Origin of the sequence: Wolbachia endosymbiont (group B) of Scrobipalpa ocellatella, assembly GCF_964188425.1 — a bacterium.
In the GTDB taxonomy this organism is placed as follows: Bacteria; Pseudomonadota; Alphaproteobacteria; order Rickettsiales; family Anaplasmataceae; genus Wolbachia.
Map to the genome: position 1 here is coordinate 52,514 of NZ_OZ077190.1, position 22,908 is coordinate 75,421.

The window sequence follows — 22,908 nt, forward strand, 5'->3', positions numbered from 1 at the left end:
TTTTCGAATAACAATTGCTTAAGATTTTATAAACTGTGCATATAGTACTCTATAAGAGAAAGAGAAGTGTGACAACTTCTCTCTTTCTTAACCACTTGCTGAAGAACGTTTATCTTCTGTGGCATCTGGTGATGGAGCAACTAATCTACTCAAAATCTCATCTTTTGGTCCCATAGCATAAATAACCCCATCTGACATGACGATCACTGTATTGACTACAGATAGTAGCTGTAGCTTATGAGTGATGATAACAGTGGTAGTATTTTGCTCTCTTGCAACATTGATTGCATTAATCAAGCGCGCCTCTCCATTACTGTCTAAGTTAGCATTCGGTTCATCAAGCACTAAAAGCTTAGTATTACCATAAAAAGCCCTTGCAAGTCCAAGAAGCTGTTTTTGGCCACCAGAGAGTATTACTCCTCCAGGTCCTCCTATTGTTGTATCATACCCATTTGGTAAGCTCAGTATTAATTCATGTATTCCTGCAATTTTTGCTGCTTTGATTATTTCTTCAGGATTTGGATCTGGTCTCATGCGGGCAATATTAGCTTTAACGCTCGTGTTAAATAACTCAATATCTTGAGGTAAGTAACCAACATAATTACCAAAGTTCTCTCGATTCCAAGTATATACATCAGCGCCATCTAGTCTGACTACACCTGATATGGGTTTCCAAACACCAACGGTTAGTTTTGCAATGGTCGACTTACCAGAAGCACTTGCACCAATAACACCAACAACATCCCCTGGTTCTATTACAAATGAGATTCCTTTTACTGTTGGCTTATTGCTCCCATAAGGAGTAAAAAATACCCTATCAAATTCCAACTTCCCTTCAGGCTCTGGTAGAGCCATAGTTTGCTCTCTTTTTGGGGATGTTAGGATAAGTCTTTGCAGCCTGCCATATGACATCTTGGCTTGATTTAAAAATTTCCAAGTATGAACTGCTGCATCAAATGGAGCCAATACTCTACCCATCAAAATCGAGGCAGCAATAATGCTACCGGCAGTTTTGTGAGCTGTGATTGCAAGTAATGCACCTGTTCCAATTACTGAAATTTGGAGAGTTGAACGTAAAAATTTAGTAATTCCAGTAATTACATTAGAACGATTCTGCGCTGTAACTTGCATTGCACGATTTTGATCATTCCGTTTACACCAATCAGAAACTATAAATTCTGACATGCCCATAGCTTCAACCACCTCTGCGTTTCTTGTTGCAACATCTATAGCATTAATATTGCGTATAGTTTCTTCATTGGTTTCTCGCAATATACGCTTAGTGGCAAGTTCATTCCATACTGCCATTGAAACTAATATAATGATCCCGGCAATAGCTATAAACCCTGTAGAGGTATGTATCATAAAGATCACAACAAGGTAAATTAGCGACCATGGAGTATCGAACAGTGAAAATATACCATTTCCTGTAATGAAATTTTTTATTACTCCAAGATCTCGTATTGCTTCACCACTTGAAGTTGAGCTTTGTACTGATGTTAACCTGATTGACCTTACTATTAGATCTGGTGTTGCAGTTTTATCAATCCAATCACCAATTTTAGCCATAGCTAAATATCGACAAGTTTCAAGCATTGCAGAACATGCAAACGCAGATAAAGTAATAATCGTCAGCATAACTAGTGTTGACACACTCTCGCTCGATATCACTCGATCAAGTACCTGAGAGGTATAAAGTGGCAAAAATAACATTAACGCATTAATCCCTGAGCTAAACCAGAAAATGAACCAAAACGCACTCTTGCACTTCTCTAGACAAGTATATAGTATACTTTGCTTTAATTCCTTTTTTATTGACGGAGTGATTTCCACAATCTTCCTTTTATTTAATTATATGTACCATATATAGTTTTTATTTCAAAAGTATTAACAGTTATTGCCTTACCATATCATTAATGTAATAAAATATTAATGATATGCGAATATAAACTTTTTCATGGAAATTTAGCAAGGCTATCTAATTTCTTCTCTACTATAACCTTATACGATAGCCTTGCCAATTGTTCTACGTTTTTCTTATCTACTACTCAATGACAGTTCTTACTATCACTCCTCTGAAAGTTGATGCTATCAGAGTCAGTGACTACAATCTGCATCTATTTTCCTCTTTCTATATGATCAGGAAGTATTACATATTCCAATGATCTAGCTGTAATTGCTCTTTTTCTCACACAAGATGGACTTGAATATACCCTTGGTCTATATCTTTCGAATTTAAAACAGTCAACAGTAATCCCCTCCTCAAAGTTAGAAAGTATTAGAGATGGAGATTTACTAACTTCCTTATCACTCACAGGATTATTTGCACTACCATAACTCACATGACGCGCTGCACTATGATTGTTACCACACTCTTCTCTTGAGGTTGAACTGCTTGGATTAAAAGGAGTCGAAAATATTGAATACCCATTGGTATCACCAAATCGTTTTATCAACCCACAGTTTTCTTCATTCATTTTTGTAATATTCTCGTGATTAGCACCTTCTGATAAGCTTGATGAAGCGATAAGATCTTCTTTTTTCTTACTAAAGATATTGCCTATTTTTAGCTTAGTTGCAACATTCTTGAATTTGTTTTTCGGAGCTTTTGGTTTAATTTCTGAATTCTCATTTATAGTAATTACACATGATGGATTATCTAACTTGTCCATTGTATTTTGTACTCTACTGTTGCGTCTTGAACACAGACTAAGTTTTGCTGTTAAATCATTCAAAACAGGTGAACTTTTTCTACCTTCTAAAGACTTATTCGAACATAGTAGTGCACTACCACCCCTACTCATTTTCTGAGGAGAAATATTGAGTTTGTCTTTACTCTCTAATCTAGTTTCATGCGTAAACTTGTAAAGTTCATTTTCCAATCGTGAAATATCTTCTGCATTCTTTATTAATAGTTCCAATATTGAGTTGTATTCCTCCAAATCATGATCCCCTACTTTTGTCTTAGCTAACTTTCCTGTAGCCTCTTCAATTCTGTTCATTTTTTCAGTATAGTTTTCTATCTTACGTTTAACAGGTTCTTTTTGAAGGCCAATCACTAAGTTGTATAAGATAAGTAAAAATGATATCGAAGAAAATGCAATGGAAATCCAGGTAGGAATTTCTTCCTTTTCAGATTCTGCATTATTATACTTAATGCAAACAGAAATAATCACACTTGATATTGACATGGCCAGATTATAGTAGTCTAGAAGCTTTTTGCTTCTTTCTTGATCTTCCATGTTAAGTTTATCATATTTCCTTTTTTTGTTTTCCCTTATTTCATAAAAGAAATCTAAAAATAACCTCAAGATATTTGTGTCACCATGTTTAAAAGCATAATCTAAAGCTGTTTTTTTTGCATTATCCTTTATATCAAAATTTATCTTTTCATTTAAAGTTTTCTCTCCGGTGCTGATTGTTAGGTAGAATAAGGCTTTAATAGCTTTTTCCCTTAAGTGCTCATTTTGTTTACGCTTTTCTAAAACTAACTTTTTCAAAAATTGACCTTGCTTAAAATCCTCATTTATAGTTTTTTCAAAATCATTATCACTCATTACAAGATAGTGTAATGCTGTTCTTCCAGATTTAGATACAACATTTAACATTTTCTTATTATAGGGGTAATGATTATCTTTCATAAAATATTCTATTAACTCAGCATTAAGGCTCATGGCAGCTAAATGTAGAGGTATAAGCCCTTGACTGTTTGTGTTAAAAAGTGGTACTGTGTTCCTAATAGTTGACTTAGCAATACTTTCAATAACATACTGAGAGAATTCTATGTCGTTGGCAAGAGCAGCCATGTGTAACGGTGTATTGTCATTTTCATCATATAACACTTTGATGCTAGCAGCCACCTTTTTACCTACAAGTTCTTTTGACACAAATTCAAGACATTCCTTATTGCCGCTCAAAATAGCTGCAAATAACAACTTTTTTTGTGTATTTTGTTCTAAAAAAATACCCTTTGGGCTTTTTTTTACCAAATACTTAACGCATTCTACTCTTCCACTGAGGATAGATAAGTGTAGTAAAGTTTGTCCATCCTTATTTTTCTTACTTAATATTTCTCCCACTCTCTCTTTTTTAAAAAGGTGCTCAAGGCATGATTTATTACCAACACGTGCTGCCATATGAAAGACGGTGTCACCGTTGCTATTCTCACGCAAAACCTCTTGATAAACGTCAAATTTCTTCTCTTCCAACTTTTTTTCTATCATGCTTAAAAACGATAAATCAAGTTGGGCAGCAAAATGTAAAGGGGTGTTTCCTTCATTATTACTCTTATTTACTTGCATGCTTCTGTCTATTAATAGACTCACACATTTTTTTCTTAGTTCTGTTTCTGTATTACTCGATAGAGCTAAGTGTAGGGCCATATTTCCTTTGTGTGTTTCTGTGCTTAAATCGTAATCAGGAAATTTCTTGAGTAAAGATGTTAGACAATCATACTTCCCGTACATTGCAGCTAAATGTACAAGATCTCTTCCATAATCACCTTTGGATTGAAGTATGCTATTTCCTATATTTTCATAAAATAGGTCTATACAATATGAATTACCATGTATAATAGCAATATGTAAGGGGGTGTTACCTTGTTTATTCTGAACAATTTTTGCACCTGATTGAGTAAACAATTTCATTAGCTGGTTATTTCCATGTTTTGCAGCTATATGCAATGGGGTGTTACCATCTACATTTTCTTGATTAATTTCACTTTTTCGTCTACCTAAAAATTTTAGATGCTCTATAAGAAAATTTATGGCATTTTCTTGAGTTTCTGAGTTACCTACAATCTTATGAAAAGGATTCTCATTATATTTATTTTTTAAAAATTGTACTTGATTATCAATGAAGAATTTTATGCACTCAGCATTTCCAGATTGCACAGCATAGTGTAATGCGTTATTTCCATATTTATCTGTTTTAATTTTCTCCCTATCAAAAATTCCTTTTGCTGTCAATATTTCTTTTAAATATTCTAGGAGGTTAGGACTTCCGCTTCTGGCAGCATAGTGTAACTCGGTTTTATTATTGGTAGTGCAACTAAAATCTGCTTCATTTTCTATGAGAATTTTCAAGCATTCTTTATTGCCAGATTTAGCCGCATAGTGTAGTGGTGTTTTACCATCTCTATCTTTATTCCTTACTGCTTCTTTAATGTCAAAATTAGAATTTTCTATCACAAAACATAAAATATCTTCTTTACCCGACTCAGCTAAATAATGTAGAAGTGTTTTATCATTACTATCTGCAAAATTCTCCAATTTTATAATCAATTCTCTGCCCATACTAAGAATTAGAGATACAGCTATTTCAACATGAATATCATAATTCCTATTTTTCTTTTGTTCTTTCCTAATTCTTTCAATAGCCACTGTTAATAGCGAAGAACCATCATTACTTATTATATTCCATCCATCTTGACGAAATTTTTCAGCTAATGAATCACTTATATTTTCTGCTAAAATCCTGCTTTTTATACAATCAAGATTATTAGTACATATATTATAGTTTTCTTCTTGAGTTACTTTATTAATATAATCATATATGATTATTAGGTCTTGCTTATTGACTTTATCTTCTGAATTGCCTTGTAATGAAGAGAGGTCTATCTCACTAATTGCTCTGGCCATAACAACGTTTCCCGCAACAAATAAACCTGAACTGAGTGTCTTTGCGCTTGTACTAGATTTAGCTTTGAAAACACTAATAACTGTGTCAAATTTATTTTTGAACATACTGTACCTCATAAATAATAATGCCGGTAAGGCTTTAGTAGATACCACTGTAATTTTTAAGCCTACAAAAATTCACCAGCGGCCGCATTATATAGTAGATAATTTTTTGTGCTAGTAATATTTTTCTAATTCCCACTTTGGCCTTGGTGCAAAGTCAAGAGAGTCTACATAGCTTCTCTGTAACCTTTCAATTCCTGTCCATCCAACCATCACTGCATTGTCTGTACATAAATTGCTTGGAGGAGAAAGCACGTTCAAGTCTATGTGCTTTTTTAATCTCTCTTTCAGGAAATTATTTGCTGCAACTCCACCAGTAATTACAAAATCATTGATTTTAATATTTAAAGATACAGCGATACCAATAGCATTTCTGACTCTATCGAGTAATATGTCGCTAATACACTCTTGAAACGAAGCACACATATCACACACATCCTGTTCACTCATTACAAATTCTCGTGCTAAGTTTTTTACCGCTGTTTTAATTCCAGAAAATGAAAGGTCACATCCAGAACGTTTTATCATTGCTCTTGGCAGCTTAAATCTCATACCATCACCTTTTTTAGCTAACTCTTCAATTAATGGACCTCCCGGATAGCTTAGACCCAGCGTTTTAGCGACTTTGTCAAATGCTTCTCCTAATGAGTCATCAAGCGTTTCTCCAAGTTTGATGTATTTACCTACATCCTGTGCAATTAAAAATTGGCAGTGACCACCTGATATCAGCAGGACTAAAAACGGAAATTCAACCTCATATAGTAGCCTAACAACTAACGCATGTGCTTCTAAGTGATTAACTGCAATAAACGGTTTTTGTGTTACGTGTGCAATTGCTTTAGCCATCATTGTACCAATTATTAATCCACCTATGAGTCCTGGTCCTGATGTTGCTGCAATTGCATCTAGATCACAAAAGTTAAGGTTAGATTTTTCCATAGCACTTTTTATTAAACCACTTAAATGCTTCATATGAGCACGTGATGCTATTTCAGGAATCACTCCACCGCACTTTTTGTGCTCTACCTGAGAAAGAATTTCGTTAGCAAGCACTTGCTTATCACTATTTACAATCGCAACTGCAGTTTCATCGCAACTTGTTTCAATCGCTAAAATGGTTTTCATATATATTTGAACTCTTTAAATTGCGAGAACTATAACTTGAAATGTTGAAGAAGTGAACTTTGTTCTGCTGAGCTAATTATCATCTTCAAATATAGAACCAATTTTTTTGCTTCCAGGAGAAAATTTATTAGTCCAACTGCTTTGTACTTTGTTTATATCTTTAAAAGCAGTTTTATCGCTATATTCCTTTACTTCTTTATCTATTCTCTCCATTATTTGTAGATCCAGGTAGCTCTTTTTCCATTGGTTAGTAGCAAGAAATACTCTGTTTAAATCTTGAGTGCGAATTAGATATTCTTTATCTTTAGGATAAACTTCCTGAGCCCAAGCAAACAGCTCAAAATAGCGTGCGAATAACTCAGACGCACGTGATTTTGGAGTTTGGTAAACTTGTATCTCCTTAAATATAATTTGACCAATAATTTTTTGTACCAGAATATTTGACTGCTTTAAGTTCTGCTCAATATCCTGATAAACTTTATAGAGAAATTCTTGCTCTAAGCTTAAGTTCAGTTCATTTTCAACCATATGTGAAAGTTCATGTACTATGATGTAAGGATTTGACCTTCTTAGCACAATAACATACTTATTTAAACCAGAAGAACGAATTGTCTTACACACTCCCTCTTCCATATCCACTAATCCTTCTTGATATATTTCAAACGAGAGTCTAGTTTGCTTTATTATTGACAAAGTGAGGTTTAATGTATTTCTAAACTTCTCAAATTGATAGAGATATTTGACATATTGTATTACGTTTTCACTATTTCCTACTTGAGTTGCTTGTTTTATTAAGTTCCTGATTAGCATGCTTCATTATTAAAGGAATTTTCTTTATGCTCAAGAATTATAAAGTGTTTTCAGGAAGTATAGCTAAAAAAGTTTAATTTACTTACATTCCGCTACTTATTATTAGCCAAGAGGTATCACGTCAGTATGACTTAGGAATGTACTAGATATAAAAGTGCAATATCAAATATATTTTACTAAAAATCAATCAACTTTTCACATGTTTGCTCTTCATAAAAGAAGCTCAATGTTATCGTAGTACCAAGTTTTGCTTCACTTTGAATGTTGAAAGTCCCACCCATTAACTCTACTAATTTCTTGCTTAGAGGTAATCCGATACCTGTGCCTTCGTTTCTATATCCCGAATCTGCTTGGCCAAAAACGGACATAACTTTATATATGTCCTGCTGCATTATCCCTATTCCATTATCATGAAACTCAATAGTTAATAAATTTTTTTCTATATTCTCTTTAATAATCATTCTTATTAAACCACCTTGAGGAGTGAACTTGATTGCATTTGATAACAAATTTATTATAACTTGCTTCATTCTTTTGGGATCGGCGATAACTAATAATTGTTTATCAGATATCTCTTTCTTTAAACTAATCCCTGTTTCTTTTAGTTTAGGTGATAACATTTTTAAGCACGAATCTATTATCTTATTCAGATTAAACTTCACTTTCTCTACTGTTAAACTACTTGATTCAGCTTTAGAAAAATCGAGCACATCATTAATCAAAGCAAGTAAATGTGTACCAGCATTATATATATCGTCTACGTATTCCTTGTATTTAGAGTGATCTACAGAACCTAAAGTTTCATTTTTGATCAACTTTGCAAATCCAATAATAGCATTAAGAGGTGTACGCAACTCATGTGTAACACTTGCAAAAAATTTTATCTTATTTGCATTTTCTTGCTCTAATGCCTCTTTAACCCTTTGTAATTCAATATTAGTTTTATGCTGCTTGGCTAGCATTTGGGTATTGGAAAAGTGCAAATAAAGCATTATTAGTATTAAGATAACCAGTAATAAGCCCATTAATATTGAAAATAGACTATATACCATAATATAAGAGTCATTATAGCTTTGAATGATCTTCAAAAAAAATGAAGGCTTAATGTCATCTTCATGAAATATAGGGAAAGTAGAAGTTAATGTATTTCCTGTAGCGTAAAATATTTCTTGATTGCTTAGCAATTTATCAATTTCATCATTTGTAAGCAACTGCTCATAGTCATGACCTTGAGTATTAAAATTACTGAAAATTACTCTGGCATTTTGATCATACAGTATTAAGCTAAAATTTCTTACTTTGCTTACTGATTGTAACAATTCAGCACGCAATTTTACCAACTGGTTTATGTAATCAAAACTGTTATATTTAATATGATGTTTTTCTATTAGTAAATAATGATATTTTTTTATTATACTATTTTCCAATAGATCTTTTAAGTTTGCATTTGAATTACGGTAAAAAGAAAGAAAATTATTCTTTAATGAATAACTGCGGTATATTGTGCCCAATAAAACCACAAAAATTAATAAGAATAGCGAGATAATTTTTGTATATCTATTTGTTTTTAGTGTAGTAAAAATTAATTTACTTAATTTATACATATTCTTCTCATTGTGAAATAACGTCTTTTATGGTATTAATAAAAAATTAGCATATCATACTTTTATGACAATTTCTCCTATCTTGCCAGTTTATTCTCCTATTAACATAAATTTTTCTTATGGCAAAGGTATTTACTTGTATGATATCGATAATAAGCGCTATATAGATTTTCACTCTGGAATAGCTGTTAGCAGTTTAGGTCATGCCAACCCACGATTAACTGATGTCCTAAAATTACAAGGAGAAAAACTATGGCATATATCAAATACCTATAATATATCTACTGCCAACAAATTTGCAGAAAATTTAATAAACAACAGCTTTGCTAATACTGTATTTTTTGCAAATTCTGGATCAGAAGCAGTGGAATGTGGACTTAAAATCGCTAGGGCCTATCAAAATGGAAAAGGTAATAAAAATCGCTATAGAATTCTAACATTTCATGGTGCATTTCATGGAAGGACATTTTTAACTTGTGCAACAAACGATAGACAGAAATTTTCTGAATTACTGAATCCTTATATTGACTGGTGTGATAACATAGAGCCCAATATTGAGAGTGTAAAGAAAGCAATTTCTAATGGCATAGGTGTTATATTAATAGAACCAATACAGGGACAAGGTGGTATTAAAGTAATGAGTGAAGTCTTCATGAAAGAGCTAAGAGAACTATGTAACGAAAACGACATACTGCTATTTTTTGATTGCGTTCAGTGCGGTGCTGGCAGGACAGGAAAGTTATTTGCATCTGAACACATAGGAATTAAGCCTGACATATGTGCTCTTGCAAAAGGAATAGGAGGAGGTTTCCCTCTGGGGGCTTGTCTTGCAACTGAAAAGGTTGCTAAGTACATGGCGGTCGGTATGCATGGTTCTACTTTTGGTGGTAATCCACTTGCAACTTCAGTAGGTAATGCTGTATTGGATGAATTGCTCGGCCCTGGCTTCTTAGAAAATGTTGAAGTTAGAGGTAAGTCTTTAAAAAACAAACTAGAGGACTTAGCAAGCAAGTTTCCAATGATAGAAGAAGTGAGAGGAAAAGGGTTGATGCTAGGAATAAAAGTAAAAATGAATAACCAAAAATTTGCAGAAGAGCTAAGTCACCGTGGTTTACTCACTGTTGGAGTAACATCAGATAACGTTGTAAGAATCTTGCCTCCACTCATTATCACTGAAAAAGAGATTGATGAAGGCATTGAAATCCTCACTCAGTATTTATCTGAAAAGTTCTAGTTAAAAACTAAACCTTCCTGCTCACTAGTTGTTGGCTGTATCAAAATTGCAGATAAAGCAGTAGATACAACTTTATCAGCTACTTCATTTGTACACTTTGCCTTTTCCTGTTCTCTTATCAGTGTAAGCTCATTTATATCACTTAGTGAGTCAAATTTTGTTATATCCTCAAATATAAACGATTGCACGATGTCTTTCGGAATATTGAGAAAAGCCGAGTTACCAAGCGATAATGTCATATCTAACAAACTTTTCATTGAGCCGTTTCTCAAAACACATTTAGACAGTTCTCCTAAAAGAATTGGCACTCCAAAAATAAAAAATGCTCCTCTCACTAAATAGGTCGTTATTTCATATAACAATGCACCACACAAGAGTGCCAGTGGTCCAAATACTATAAAACCGCAAAGTAAAGGCAATTGCATGGTCTGACCTGATGATATTCTACCTATAAGCTCCATTGAAATTATAAACCCAATAAGTAACATAGCTCTACCTAGATATGTCCTTTCTTTAGAGCGTTTGTTAAAGTTTTTCTCACGTAACTTAGAAAAATCATTATTGACTCTTACGTCAAAAATATTATGGCCATTTTTTAATTTGAGCTCCAAGTTCTCTATTCCATGACGCCACTTATGGCACCTTACAACTTCATTAATTACCATACTAATTCGATCATTGATCTTGCATAATTTGCTTTCTTGATATAAATCTCCTTGATAATACTTTTCTCTAAATTTCACACAGTCTAATTTCTTTAAATCAGATAAAAAATCTTTAATTTCTTGTGCCATTTTATCAGTATCACCTCTGTAGCCTACAGCTTTCAAAATTGCTGCTAAGTGTTCATTTTCAATTTGAGCAATTGTTCTATCTAATGCACGTATATATTGCTTGGATTGAAAATATGAGATGATTTTTTCTTTACATCTATCCTCATTGCCTTCGTACAAACTATTTCTTTTGAAACTGCTGTCATGTTCTTTGGCAATTTCTAATGCATGAACCAATACATTTTGCGCCTTCACACTACTTTCACAGTGACAGTTTCTGATTATGTGTACATACGCTCTTGCACTGGTATCTCCAGATTTATCTATATTGTACGCTTTAGCCAAAAAGACTAAATAGTCAAACCCTGCCCAAAGATAATACATTACCTTTGTTATAGCACTCCCCACAGAAAATAAAGCTGAGCGTGTGCAAGATAATTTACCGTTGTTTTTAATTCTGTTCTCATATGAACGAAGGTATGCCTCTGTACTTTTTAAAATCCTATGTAAATCTTGTTCTGTCTTTTTGACATCAAAATCATTTATATCATGAACTTTTTCATACGTTTCTTTTATCAAATCACTAGAAAACTTCTTCAGAGCTGAATCATCAATATTTCCTAATGCATCAATATTTTTACTAATATAGATTTCTATTTTTCTTCCAAGTTCTTCTCCCATTCTATTTTTTAGCAACTTATTGTATTTATTAGTAGCTGGAAACAAAACTTTCTGACAAAATTTCTGTGGTTCCTTTTTAAAATTTGCTAAGATCTTATTCACAAATAGCTCAACTTCTTCACCTGCAGCAGCGAAAAACCATGATTGTCTGCTCTCATTACGCTCTCTATTTCTTCCAAGATTCTGTAGGGCTTCAGATGGATTATTGAACTGACTAACCGAATCTGCAAATATTGATGCAACATGATTATATTCACTATCAAATCCACGACCTTTCGATCCATCTATAACCGTTGTCAACGCATATTTAGCCAATGAATCAAAATCTCTTTTTTCATAATCACAATAAATAGTTCGATATTTACCTATTTGATTACGTATTATCGCTGAAAAGGGTCTATTTTCTCCAATACCAAGATCATTTTTCCCAATTCCTGCAAAGATACATTTATTTTGTTTGCAGAAATCAATGAGACTATGTAGTATACCTTCCTCTCTTTCCATGAGGTCATGGAGCTCTTTGCTTAAGCGCCAATTATCAACTATTAAGCTGCATTGCTCATTATCACTTTTACTCAGTGCTTCAATTACTGTCTTTATTTGCAGTAAGAGCTCATCTCTAGCAAATTGCTCACTAAAGCCTTTTCTCTCTAGGTAGCTTATAATATTGTTATCATTAGTGGTGCTAACATTCTTTTTAACATCTTCTATCAATTCACTCAAACCTTCTCTTCTTTTTTTATCTAAAGTAATATTATCACACTTCATTAAATATGAGAGAGTAAGATCGATCATTGAATGCATTACTCTATATTTTAGATATTCAGCAGTACTACTGAAATCCACCTTTTCTTTTAATTCAGATATCTGCTCTTCTGTCAGACTAGGATGTTGCTTTTTAACGCAGCTTATAAAGTTCGCTTCGCGTAACTTGAGCCTATAGTCTTGATAAGACATCCCTTCAGGCTGAAATTTATTATACACTTCATAACGTGTACTACCTTCATATACTAAATTATCTCTACCCTGCAACGCAAAGTTAAGATTAACTATACTATTTACATCATCAGCTAAAAGCAGAGCACTTTCTCCAATTGGGCTTTGCACATTCCATCTTATAGAAGTTAATAAATCATCGGTATCAACAAGCTTATTGTAATTAAAAACTTCTTCGCTCTCTTCAACATATTCATGAGCTGGGCTCGATTTTTCTCTAGTAAATAAGCTACGCACGTTAGCAAGAAATCTAGAAAGCAGTTCTTTTGACTCTACACCAGTTGCTTTAGTTAGTACCCACCAAATTGGCAACATTACTATACCAAATATAAACATAGAAATTGTATAATATAAGTTTCCAATCAAAGCAGAATACAGCCAATAATCTGAAGTTAGACCAATTACAGCAGCAACATTACTATTTATAACAGGAAATAATGTAATCATAGGTATTATAGTAACAGCAATATTCACTACAAATGCTAGAGTGAAATTTGTTCTCCTATTGGTTTTTGCAATAACACTTGCTGTTTCGATGGCGTTTGCAATACAACGTCTACTCAATCTTGTCGGGCTGATAACTTTTCCGCATCTATTTAAAATCCTTCTCTTTGGTGTTGCAGTGAGGTAAGTCGTAGGATATTTCTCATCAAGCTTGCACATGTTCTCAAAATCCTGCTGCTTATTAATACTGTCTGCTTCATCAACACTAATCCACAACTTGGTATTTTGGTCTTTTAATTTCCGATCATTTTCTTGCTGTAATAACAGGTCATGTGTCACTATAATTGTTGTAGGTTTAGTTGCCTTCAGTGCATTTTTAATTTCCTCAGCAGCTTTAGGTGTCCTAATGTTTACAGTAAATGCACTACTCATCATTTTTTTAGCTTGGTTTACTAGATCACTGTTTGGTACTGCAACCAGATGATGAAACCCTGCTTGGGCTAGTACATGGCTCCACATTCCAATATCGTAAGTCTTGCCAAACCCAGTTTCTGCATCGATCATAACATTACAGTTAGTAGTAGAAGGGTTGCGTAGATGTTCTAATACCCCTTCAACAACAGATTTACGACGTGCTACTATTATAGATTCCTTTGTATCATCAAGTTTTATAGATTCACCTTTTAGCTTGCAGTTGATTTTTTCTAAGCTACTTATAATACTTTGCTTTTCTTGATTGCTGATAGAACTCACACATTACCCGCTATAATTATTACAATATTAATTGTATGTTAATTCAGTAAATTGTCAATTCTATGGACAAAAAGCTGATTTCAACTATCATATTAATATGAATATATGCCTCGGAATAATTACTTCTCCTCATGGAATCAAAGGAGCTGTCAAAATAAAAACCTTTACTGAAAAGCCCGAAAATATTTTCCTATATGGTGAACTAATAATCGGAAGTGAAAATTATAAAATAAGCTTGGTGTCTGTTGTCAGTAATAATTTAGTAATAGCAACAATTAGCGGTGTGAATTCCCGTAATGAAGCAGAGCTTTTAAGAAATAAAAAGTTATATATAGAAAGAGATAAGCTACCACAGTTAAATGATGAGGATGAATTTTACCAAGATGATCTTGTGAATATGGAAGTAAGACTAGAGAGTAATGAATTATATGGCTATGTGAAGTCTGTGAATAATTTCGGCTCAGGGGATATATTAGAAATTTTGGTTATCAGCACAAAAAAAAACATTATGTTATCTTTTACTAAAGAAGTATTTCCATACATCAACATGAAGGAAAGGTATATAGTAATCAACATGCCAGAATTCATTGGCCGATAAAAATTTTGATATTTGTATAAAGTTATTTATAATAATCAGACCAAATTAAAAGTGTAATTATGGCAGAAAGGGCTAATGATATCAGGCCAGGTCAGGTACTAGAACATAACGGTGGATTGTTTTTGGTTGTAAGTATTATGCATACTCAACCTGGTAAAGGTGGTGCTTACATACAAGCTGAAATGAAAAATATCAAAACTGGAGCAAAGCACTATGAAAGATTCCGCTCTGATGCAACAATCAGAAGGGCAATTTTAGATGAAGAGGAATATGTTTATCTCTTTACTGAAGGGAATATCGTAAATCTTATGCATCCAAGTAATTACGAGCAGATTGTTATAAATTTAGACTTATTAGGAGAAAAGAAGTCTTATTTGCAAGATAATATGAAAATTAAAGTAGTAACTTATCAAGATAAAATAATTTCTGCACATGTGCCTGATCACGTTACACTAACTGTAAAAGAAACAGAGTCTGTTATCAAAGGGCAGACTGTTACTGCTTCTTATAAGCCTGCAATTTTGGAAAACGGAATACGCGTTAACGTGCCTCAATTTATAAAAGAAGGTGATAAAATTGTAGTACATACTCCTGATAACAGCTATTACGAAAGAGTGAAAGAGTAAATGGCAATTTCATCACCACGAATCAATGTGATGCTTGATTCTGTACGCAGTGCCTCCAAGCAGCTTATACGTGATTTTAATGAATTGCAAATTTCAAGCGTTAAGTCAGCAGACTTTATCAATAAAACTTATTCAAAATCCAAGCAACTTATATACGATTGCTTGAAAAACTACAACCAGAACTATGACTTTATTTTTGAAGACGATGTGGGCCAAGATCTAAAAGACGGCGGTTATACTTGGTTTATTATGCCTATAGAAGGCAAGGAAAACCTTTTTAGTTGTATGGTTTATTTTGCAGTATCAGTTTGTCTCATTCATAAAAACAGAGTTGTAGCAGCTGTGATTGATGCTCCAGCGCTTAGAGAAACTTTCTGGGCAGAGGAAAAGAAAGGAGCTTTTCTTGAAGATTTCAAATCTCGCCATGTAAAAATGCGGATGAAAGCTCGTGAAGGGGGAATAATAGACATAAGTGGTAATTTGTTAAATAAATTACCACTTGACAATAATAATCTACGCTCCCTTGGCTCAACGGTACTAGGTTTTGCATATCTTGCTGCCGGAAGATACAATGGAATAATTTACTCTGGAATTAATAAATATAAAACTTCACTCGGTAGGCTTTTTCTGCAAGAAAGCGGTGGGAGATTAAGGGAAGATAACGCGCTTGTCATTGCTGGAGATATAAACTAAAGTTCATTCAAAAGAGCAAAAGTCACGTAGTGAAAATAATAAATGGTCTTACCTACCCCTCATTGCAGCAGGGTAGCAAAATAAGATAGACGAGAAAAGACAACTATAGGAACAAATAGTCAGTGTGTGACAATGGCATCTAGTCCTTTTGCACAAAAAATGTTGTAAAGTAACTTAGTTGGATCCCAGTGTTAGCTACTTTCATGACAAGAAATAAAGCACTGATTTTGTACATTAACCATGCTTTTAAATAGATACCTTATTCTTGGCAACTTTAAACTCAACAACAGACACAAACAGATAATTTCTCAAAAACTTTTACAAGAGATTTTGTTAAATGCTCTATCATTTCATTTGTATGGTAAGGCGTAGGAGTAATACGGAAGCGCTCAGTCCCCTTTGAAACTGTTGGGTAATTTATATGTTGTACATATATTCCATACTCATCAAATAACAATTTTGATGCTTTTTTGGACAACTCAGGATCGCCAATTATGATTGGAATTATATGAGTTTCTGTTTGCATAAAATTCACTCCTGCATTTCTCAGTGAGTCTTTTACTTTCTCAACCACCTGCTTCTGCTTTTCTCTTTCAATGTTGCTTGATTTTAGATGCTCAACGCTTGCCTTTGCTGCTGCTGCTAAAACGGGCGACATAGCAGTAGTAAAAATAAATCCTGGGGCTGAACTTCTTATTACATCCACCAAGCTCTTTGAAGACGCTATATATCCACCCATCACTCCAAAAGCCTTTGATAATGTACCCTGAATAACAGTTATTCTATCCATCAAACCTTCTCTTTCTGCAATTCCGCCACCGCGCGGTCCATACATGCCAACTGCGTGTACCTCATCCAAATAGGTGATTGCATTATACTGATCTGCTAGATCACATATCGCTTCAAGCGGTGCTACATCACCATCCATTGAGTATACAGATTCAAGTGCTATTATTTTCGGCGTTTTTATATCTATAGACTTTAGCAACTGCTCTAAGTGATCAACATCATTATGCCTAAATATGTGCTTCGGTCTTTTTCCTGATTTTATACCTTCTATCATTGAAGAATGGTTTTTCTCATCTGAAAAAATTACCACGCCCGGAATAACAGACGATAAAGTACTAAGTGTAGTTTGGTTGGCAAGATAGCCACAAGCAAAAGTTAAAGCAGCTTCTTTTTGATGCAAGTCAGCCAAAGACTTCTCGAGCTCAACAACTTCCTTTGTTGTACCTGATATATTTCTTGTTCCTCCAGCACCAACAGATGAATTTTGAATAGCAGCAATGACACTATCGTTTTGTGACATTCCCAGATAATTATTACTGCACCAGACAATAACCTCTCTATTTCTTTCATAATCCATAATATAGGGAAGTTTGCCAGGTAATGACGCAAAATGCGTAAATTCACGATAGCGCCCTTCTTCTTTTATATCTTTGATTTTATTTAAGAATATTTTTTCGTAGTCTACCAAGTTTTTATCTATTAACAATCAATATAATTATAATAAATTATTAAATGATAGACTACTATATTTATTACTTAGACTGACATTCTTCTGTCTGCATAACCTTTTTGACCTGATTATCCTCAACTAAGCTTTTAGGCCTATAGCAGTACGTAATTGTAGCTGCAATAAGACAACAAACTGCAACTGCTATTCCTATTGCTAACATTTCCAAGTAAACTGCAACAGCTGCTCCTAAGGCAATAACAGTTATTGCAAGCGCAGAAGCAGCTACGACATACTTTTTTGTGTTTTGTGGATCATTCTTTGAATTGCTTGGTACGGTTGCTGAATAGCCTAAAGATGACATAAATTCCAAAAATCCCTTATTTCCTCGCTTTTTTGCCATATCTAAAGAGCTTCCTTTCAAAAGAGTATCTGATGGTTTATTAATAATTGGATCGTTTTCTAAATACGGGCTTGTACCATTGTCTATTATCAATTTTGCAGATTTTTTATGCTCTTCATTTATTTCTCGATTATAAGCTATAACATGCAACGCAGTACCAATACTGTTGCTTTGCATATTAACATACTTTTTTTTATCTTTTGCTGCACCTATCAAAATGGCAACTACATCAGAATGACCATTATCAGCAGCTAAGTGCAATGCAGTTTCACCATTATGATGTTGTAAATAAAGATCTGCCTTTTTTTTTAAAAGTAATTCCACCATTGCCGAATTACCTTCTGCAGAAGCATACATCAAAGGAGTAAGATTATATCGTTCTTTAGCATCAACTGTTGCGCCACGCTCTATTAGCAATTCTGCAACATCTGAATGTCCACTATATGCTGCTTCATGTAAAGGAGTTACTCTGCTGCCTGTACTGCTTACTGAATTAACATTTGCGTCATTATCAAGTAAAAGCTTCACAAAATCTTTATGACCACTCTTGGCAGCTAAATGAAGTGCAGTGTCACCACCTACTTTTGTTTTTGATTTAATCTCAATATTTGCACCACATTCTAGTAAATGCCTGCCAAGCTCAACATTACCTTTTTGTGCTGCAACGTGTAAATGAATAAATCCATCATTATCATAATCTGTGAAACGTTCATTAATATCGTCTAGTAAACTTTCCCTACCAGCTTTTAATTCCTCAGAAATGATAAGTGTTACTTTACCATTTTCATACTCTACTTCACCATTATGAAATTTAAGTGTGAACTCTAAAATAGCATCAACCCTGCATATTTCCCTATTTGTATCAAGTTTCCTGACAGGCATACTTGGACAATACTGAACATTGAGAGAACCTTGGCTATTATATACAATACTTATCTTTCTATCATTGGCATGAGGCAAGATTAGTTTATGCTTAGAGAATATAGGAGAGAGCTGCATTAACAAAGAGCCATCATACCCAGCTTGATTGCAACTAGTAATTAACTCTTCCAGTATATAGTCATTTGGAACCTCTGCTTTAGCATGTTTAAAAATTTCCGTAAAAACATACTTTGCAAACAGACGTTTATCATCTCCCTCATTATATTTATCATATAACCCTTTAATGAAACTATTATCTATAGTGCGATCATTGATTACAAAAAAATCCGTTCTATATAGGTCTTGATAAGCTGTGTTACCAGACTTTACATCTTCATTATTCTCATCTGCCTTTACTTGACCCAGCAGAGATTGTGTTAGCTGAAATTCTAACGTAGTTACTGCACTAGATTTAGTATCAGAATTATTAACGCCAGATTCCTCTTGACTTTCATTACCTGAATCCTCAGAACGACGGCGCTCTTTTTCCTCTCGTTCTAAAATTTCAAACCCTTCTTCAGTTCCCGAATCCCTAGAATCTGATTTCTTTAAAATTTTGTTTGATTCCTGTGATACAAAATCTGAACCTAACATGTTTTTCCTCACTAATTAGTAGCTAAGCTAAGTGTAGCATTAAATGGCAATTTTGTCAACTTAGCAAGCATCTCTTCGTAGTCTACCAAGTTTTTATCTATTAATAATCAATATAATTATAATAAATTATTAAATGATAGACTACTATTTCTTAACTTGCTTCTACAGCAGCATTATGAACAACCTCCTCAACACCTGGTCCTTTAAGTGGACCTGAAGGTGCCTTATTATAATAATGTACAGCTATAGCAGCAACTATACAGAAAGCTCCAATGCCTGCCGCTACTCCTGCTACCAGCAGACTAGTACCGAGAGCAAAATATGCAGCTGGTGCAGCAGCTAATGAAAGTACTCCAGTTACTGCAAACATCCATGTAGCCACAGTAGGCCATTTAACGCTATTCTCTTTTGTGTAAATTTTGTTGCTATTACTAGCTTGCTTATTAGCTACTGATTTTGGTTGTATATTTTCGTTAGCAACTTGTTCTACATGCTTGGCGGGTTTATTAGAAGTTTGCTCTTTTCTGTTATTATCAATTGATATTACGGTATTAACACTTTCATTTGCAAAACCTAATGATGATGATTGAGGTAGAACAGTAAAATCTTCTTCATTGTGTGCAGTACCACATTGACTTTCGGGAATAGGCGATGTACCCTCATCTACAGCTGTAGGTATTGTCAAATTCTGATTATCTTTTTCGTCATTTAGATCATCAGACTTTTCCTCGGTGACCATTGAAGGCATTTCTGCTGCAGTTTCAGGTACTTCTGTTTCATAAATAATATCAAACGAAGGAGGATCTGAAGAAATTCTAGGAGAATCGTCACTTTCAAGTTTAGAAAAATCATCATCTTCAGAACTCGACGATGCTAAATTTGATTCACTTCCTTCAGACTCCACCACAGGAGCTTTTTTACTACTTGCGGTAGTTTTCACATCATCGCTCACTGGTGATGCAGCAGCGATGTTCTCAAGCTCTTTTTCAAGAAATATTTTAATTTCTGCGAGTTTGCTTTTAGATACTTTATCTTTCTTACCAACTTCCGTCTTATTAGCGTCTTCTAAGGCTTTATTCAAGATTTGCTTTATGTCTACACTATTGTCCTCTTTCCTTACCTTTTCCACTAAAGACATTACTTCTTCATAATTAAGAGCGAAGATAGCATTAGACAATTTCTCTTCTATATTTTTAGGCATTTTACCCCTCCTATAATTATTATTATCTATAGTTTCTTCTATTGAAACCTTTTTATTATTCATAATATTTTCTTCTTTATCAACAATACTCCTTTGTGGCCGTTGATTATCAATATTTTTGGATTCTGGATCTTTTTTAATATTTAAATGCAAAGGTGTTTTATCATCTAAACCTTCAAGAAATTTTGTGATTTTTGATTCACTAGAAGATTTTTCCCTGTTTTCTTCCCTTACCAAATATAAACTTTTCGTTCCTACCAGATCTAAAGCTGTTTTGCCATCTCTATCTTGAATGTTCCAATCAGCTCCCTTGTTTACAAGTAATTTTACTATTTCAAATTTATCATGGTAAGCAGCCCAATGTAAAGCTGTTCTGCCATGCCTCTCATCTTGAATATCAATCTCAGCGCCATTTCCAATAAGCAAGCCCATTAATTCTAAATTATTACGTGCCACAGCCCAATGCAAAGGTGCATGCCCTGAATTGTCTATACTATTAATATCAGCAATTTTATGATTAATAATAGTCTTTGCTACATCTATAAAATCTTGTTGTATAGCATAGTGCAAAAATTTTTCTGACATATCAGAAACTCTAGACCTGGCTTCAGTATCTTTAAATTTATCTAATACCGCTTTCACGCATTCTTGATTACGAATAGACAACGCCCTTCGAAGTTTTTCACATATGCTATGCCAAGGTAGAATAGTACTTCGATTTTTTTCCAAATCTTCTAATAAAAGCTTAGTATAGCGCTGTCCACCAACACCAATAAGTAGCCTATCGAGACCTTCATCTTGCGTAAATAATATACTTTTATGCGTTTCTGCATACCTTTCCACAAGTGTGTCATCAGCTGCAATGGCTAGTAGTGAAAGCTCTTTTACTGAATAATTATAATAACCATTTGTTTCATCATAGCTATTATTCAACAGCACATTGTGCATATGATCAGTCAAATTAAGCTGTTGAGAGCAAAAATCCTTCAAATTACCACAATTCAAATCAGTAATAAATCTATCGCTTTCCTCTATATTATTTATAGTTTTATCTAAACCTGTGTAATCACCATAATTTTTTGCTTTATTTATAACGTCTATTAATCCATCAAAGGTTAAATTTTCAGGGATAATGGTAAATTCTTCTTCATTATGCCTTGGTTCTATATTAACCTGATCTTGAGGCCAAAATAACTCTGTTGCTACAACTGCTGTAACTTCTGCAACACCTACCAATACATTCGCAACATTACCTAAAATGCCTGGATCAGTAACTACTTTGTTTGCTACTTCACTACTATCAGATGAACTCTCAGTAATAGACAAGTCTTCAGCAGCAAATGACTTAGGTCCTTCATTCATATTTTTCTCAAGAGTCTCTGTAATTCTATTATCCTCATCTTCGAAATGCCTATTTATTTCATCTAACAAACTTTTGCCATCAACTTTGTAATTCTCTAATTGTTCAGGAATAGCAAGTGTTACTTTGCCGTTTTCATACTCTACCTTACTATCTCGAAACTTAAGGGTGAACTCTAAAATAGCATCAACCCTGCATATTTCCTTATTTGTATCAAGTTCTCTAACAGGCATACTTGGACAATACTGAATATTGAGAGAACCTTGGCTATTATATACAATACTTATCTTTCTATCGTTGGCATGAGGCAAGCTTAGTTTATGCTTAGAGAATATAGGAGAGAGCTGCATTAACAAAGAGCCATCATACCCAGCCTGATTGCAATTAGTAATTAACTCTTCTAATATATTGTCATTTGGAGTTTCTGCCTTAGCATATTTAAACATTTCTGTGAAAACTTGCTTAGCAAACAGGCGGTAATTTGCATTTTCACTCGAAATTAAGTGATTGTGCTGGCAATATAACTCGTGAACATACGCTTTGCTTATTGTTTGCCCATTAATTACAAAATCCATTCTTTCCAAATCAAGTTATGCTTGCTTGCCAGAATTTGCATTCCTATTATTCTCACCTGCCTTTACTTGACTTAGCAAAGATTGTGTTAGCTGAAATTCCAATTCAATTGCTCTGTTAGTATTTTGTCCTTCCTCAACCTCTGAACAATTGCCTGAATCTCCAGAATGACGATGCTCCTTAATTTCTTCTTGTTCTAAAACTTCAAATTCTTCTTCAGCACCTGAATCTCTGGAATGGCGACGCTCCCTTTCTTCTGCAGTATCTACTGCTGGCGGCATGAGCCCACCAAGTAAATTCCACCCCATGTTTTACCCCCTAA

The 22,908-nt window shown here is 33.9% G+C and carries 14 protein-coding genes; 4 read left to right on the forward strand and 10 right to left on the reverse strand.

The genetic code is table 11. The annotated features are described in order from the left end of the window. Nucleotides 1-87: 87 nt before the first annotated feature. The 5 genes from AB3210_RS00270 to AB3210_RS00290 form a co-directional block, all read right to left on the reverse strand. Nucleotides 88-1,833 carry a type I secretion system permease/ATPase gene (locus AB3210_RS00270; protein ID WP_017532259.1) on the reverse strand — a complete coding sequence of 582 codons (1,746 nt, stop codon included), beginning with the start codon at nucleotides 1,831-1,833 and terminating at the stop codon, nucleotides 88-90. Between the two features lie 284 nt (nucleotides 1,834-2,117). Further along, nucleotides 2,118-5,744, reverse strand: coding sequence for an ankyrin repeat domain-containing protein (locus AB3210_RS00275; protein WP_052264688.1), 3,627 nt, complete (start codon nucleotides 5,742-5,744; stop codon nucleotides 2,118-2,120). Between the two features lie 111 nt (nucleotides 5,745-5,855). Then, nucleotides 5,856-6,866: a tRNA (adenosine(37)-N6)-threonylcarbamoyltransferase complex transferase subunit TsaD gene (tsaD, locus tag AB3210_RS00280; protein ID WP_007302199.1), complete on the reverse strand. Its 1,011-nt coding sequence runs from the start codon at nucleotides 6,864-6,866 to the stop codon at nucleotides 5,856-5,858. 72 nt (nucleotides 6,867-6,938) lie between these two features. Beyond that, nucleotides 6,939-7,676: a hypothetical protein gene (locus AB3210_RS00285; RefSeq protein ID WP_012481913.1), complete on the reverse strand. Its 738-nt coding sequence runs from the start codon at nucleotides 7,674-7,676 to the stop codon at nucleotides 6,939-6,941. Between the two features lie 176 nt (nucleotides 7,677-7,852). Then, the gene (locus AB3210_RS00290; protein ID WP_010403276.1) at nucleotides 7,853-9,280 is read right to left on the reverse strand and encodes a sensor histidine kinase; all 1,428 of its coding nucleotides are present in this window, start codon (nucleotides 9,278-9,280) and stop codon (nucleotides 7,853-7,855) included. A gap of 64 nt (nucleotides 9,281-9,344) precedes the next feature. Here AB3210_RS00290 and AB3210_RS00295 point away from each other — a divergent pair, with 64 nt between their 5' ends. Continuing rightward, nucleotides 9,345-10,514, forward strand: coding sequence for an aspartate aminotransferase family protein (locus AB3210_RS00295; protein WP_052264687.1), 1,170 nt, complete (start codon nucleotides 9,345-9,347; stop codon nucleotides 10,512-10,514). Here the strand turns inward: AB3210_RS00295 and AB3210_RS00300 are convergent. Beyond that, entirely contained in the window at nucleotides 10,511-14,161 is a 3,651-nt protein-coding gene (locus AB3210_RS00300; protein ID WP_052264686.1) for a DEAD/DEAH box helicase, read from the reverse strand. The genes AB3210_RS00295 and AB3210_RS00300 overlap by 4 nt on opposite strands. Before the next feature lie 97 nt (nucleotides 14,162-14,258). Between AB3210_RS00300 and rimM the strand changes: the two genes are divergently transcribed. The 3 genes from rimM to AB3210_RS00315 are packed head-to-tail and all read left to right on the forward strand — an operon-like array spanning nucleotide 14,259 to nucleotide 16,078. After that, nucleotides 14,259-14,759, forward strand: a complete 501-nt coding sequence (gene rimM / locus AB3210_RS00305) for a ribosome maturation factor RimM (protein ID WP_052264685.1) — start codon at nucleotides 14,259-14,261, stop codon at nucleotides 14,757-14,759. 59 nt (nucleotides 14,760-14,818) lie between these two features. Continuing rightward, complete coding sequence (gene efp / locus AB3210_RS00310; RefSeq protein ID WP_052264684.1) at nucleotides 14,819-15,385, forward strand: elongation factor P; 567 nt, start codon at nucleotides 14,819-14,821, stop codon at nucleotides 15,383-15,385. Further along, nucleotides 15,386-16,078 carry an inositol monophosphatase family protein gene (locus AB3210_RS00315; RefSeq protein ID WP_007302192.1) on the forward strand — a complete coding sequence of 231 codons (693 nt, stop codon included), beginning with the start codon at nucleotides 15,386-15,388 and terminating at the stop codon, nucleotides 16,076-16,078. It begins immediately after the preceding gene. A 280-nt stretch (nucleotides 16,079-16,358) separates the two neighbouring features. Here AB3210_RS00315 and hemA read toward each other — a convergent pair whose 3' ends face one another. The 4 genes from hemA to AB3210_RS00335 all read right to left on the reverse strand — a co-directional run bounded on the left by hemA (nucleotide 16,359) and on the right by AB3210_RS00335 (nucleotide 22,894). After that, nucleotides 16,359-17,555, reverse strand: a complete 1,197-nt coding sequence (hemA, locus tag AB3210_RS00320; protein WP_007302191.1) for a 5-aminolevulinate synthase — start codon at nucleotides 17,553-17,555, stop codon at nucleotides 16,359-16,361. A gap of 64 nt (nucleotides 17,556-17,619) precedes the next feature. Continuing rightward, complete coding sequence (locus tag AB3210_RS00325) at nucleotides 17,620-19,452, reverse strand: ankyrin repeat domain-containing protein (RefSeq protein ID WP_052264683.1); 1,833 nt, start codon at nucleotides 19,450-19,452, stop codon at nucleotides 17,620-17,622. A 151-nt stretch (nucleotides 19,453-19,603) separates the two neighbouring features. Beyond that, nucleotides 19,604-22,588, reverse strand: coding sequence for an ankyrin repeat domain-containing protein (locus AB3210_RS00330; protein ID WP_264336155.1), 2,985 nt, complete (start codon nucleotides 22,586-22,588; stop codon nucleotides 19,604-19,606). A gap of 15 nt (nucleotides 22,589-22,603) precedes the next feature. Further along, nucleotides 22,604-22,894: a hypothetical protein gene (locus AB3210_RS00335; RefSeq protein ID WP_230608971.1), complete on the reverse strand. Its 291-nt coding sequence runs from the start codon at nucleotides 22,892-22,894 to the stop codon at nucleotides 22,604-22,606. Nucleotides 22,895-22,908: the final 14 nt, after the last annotated feature.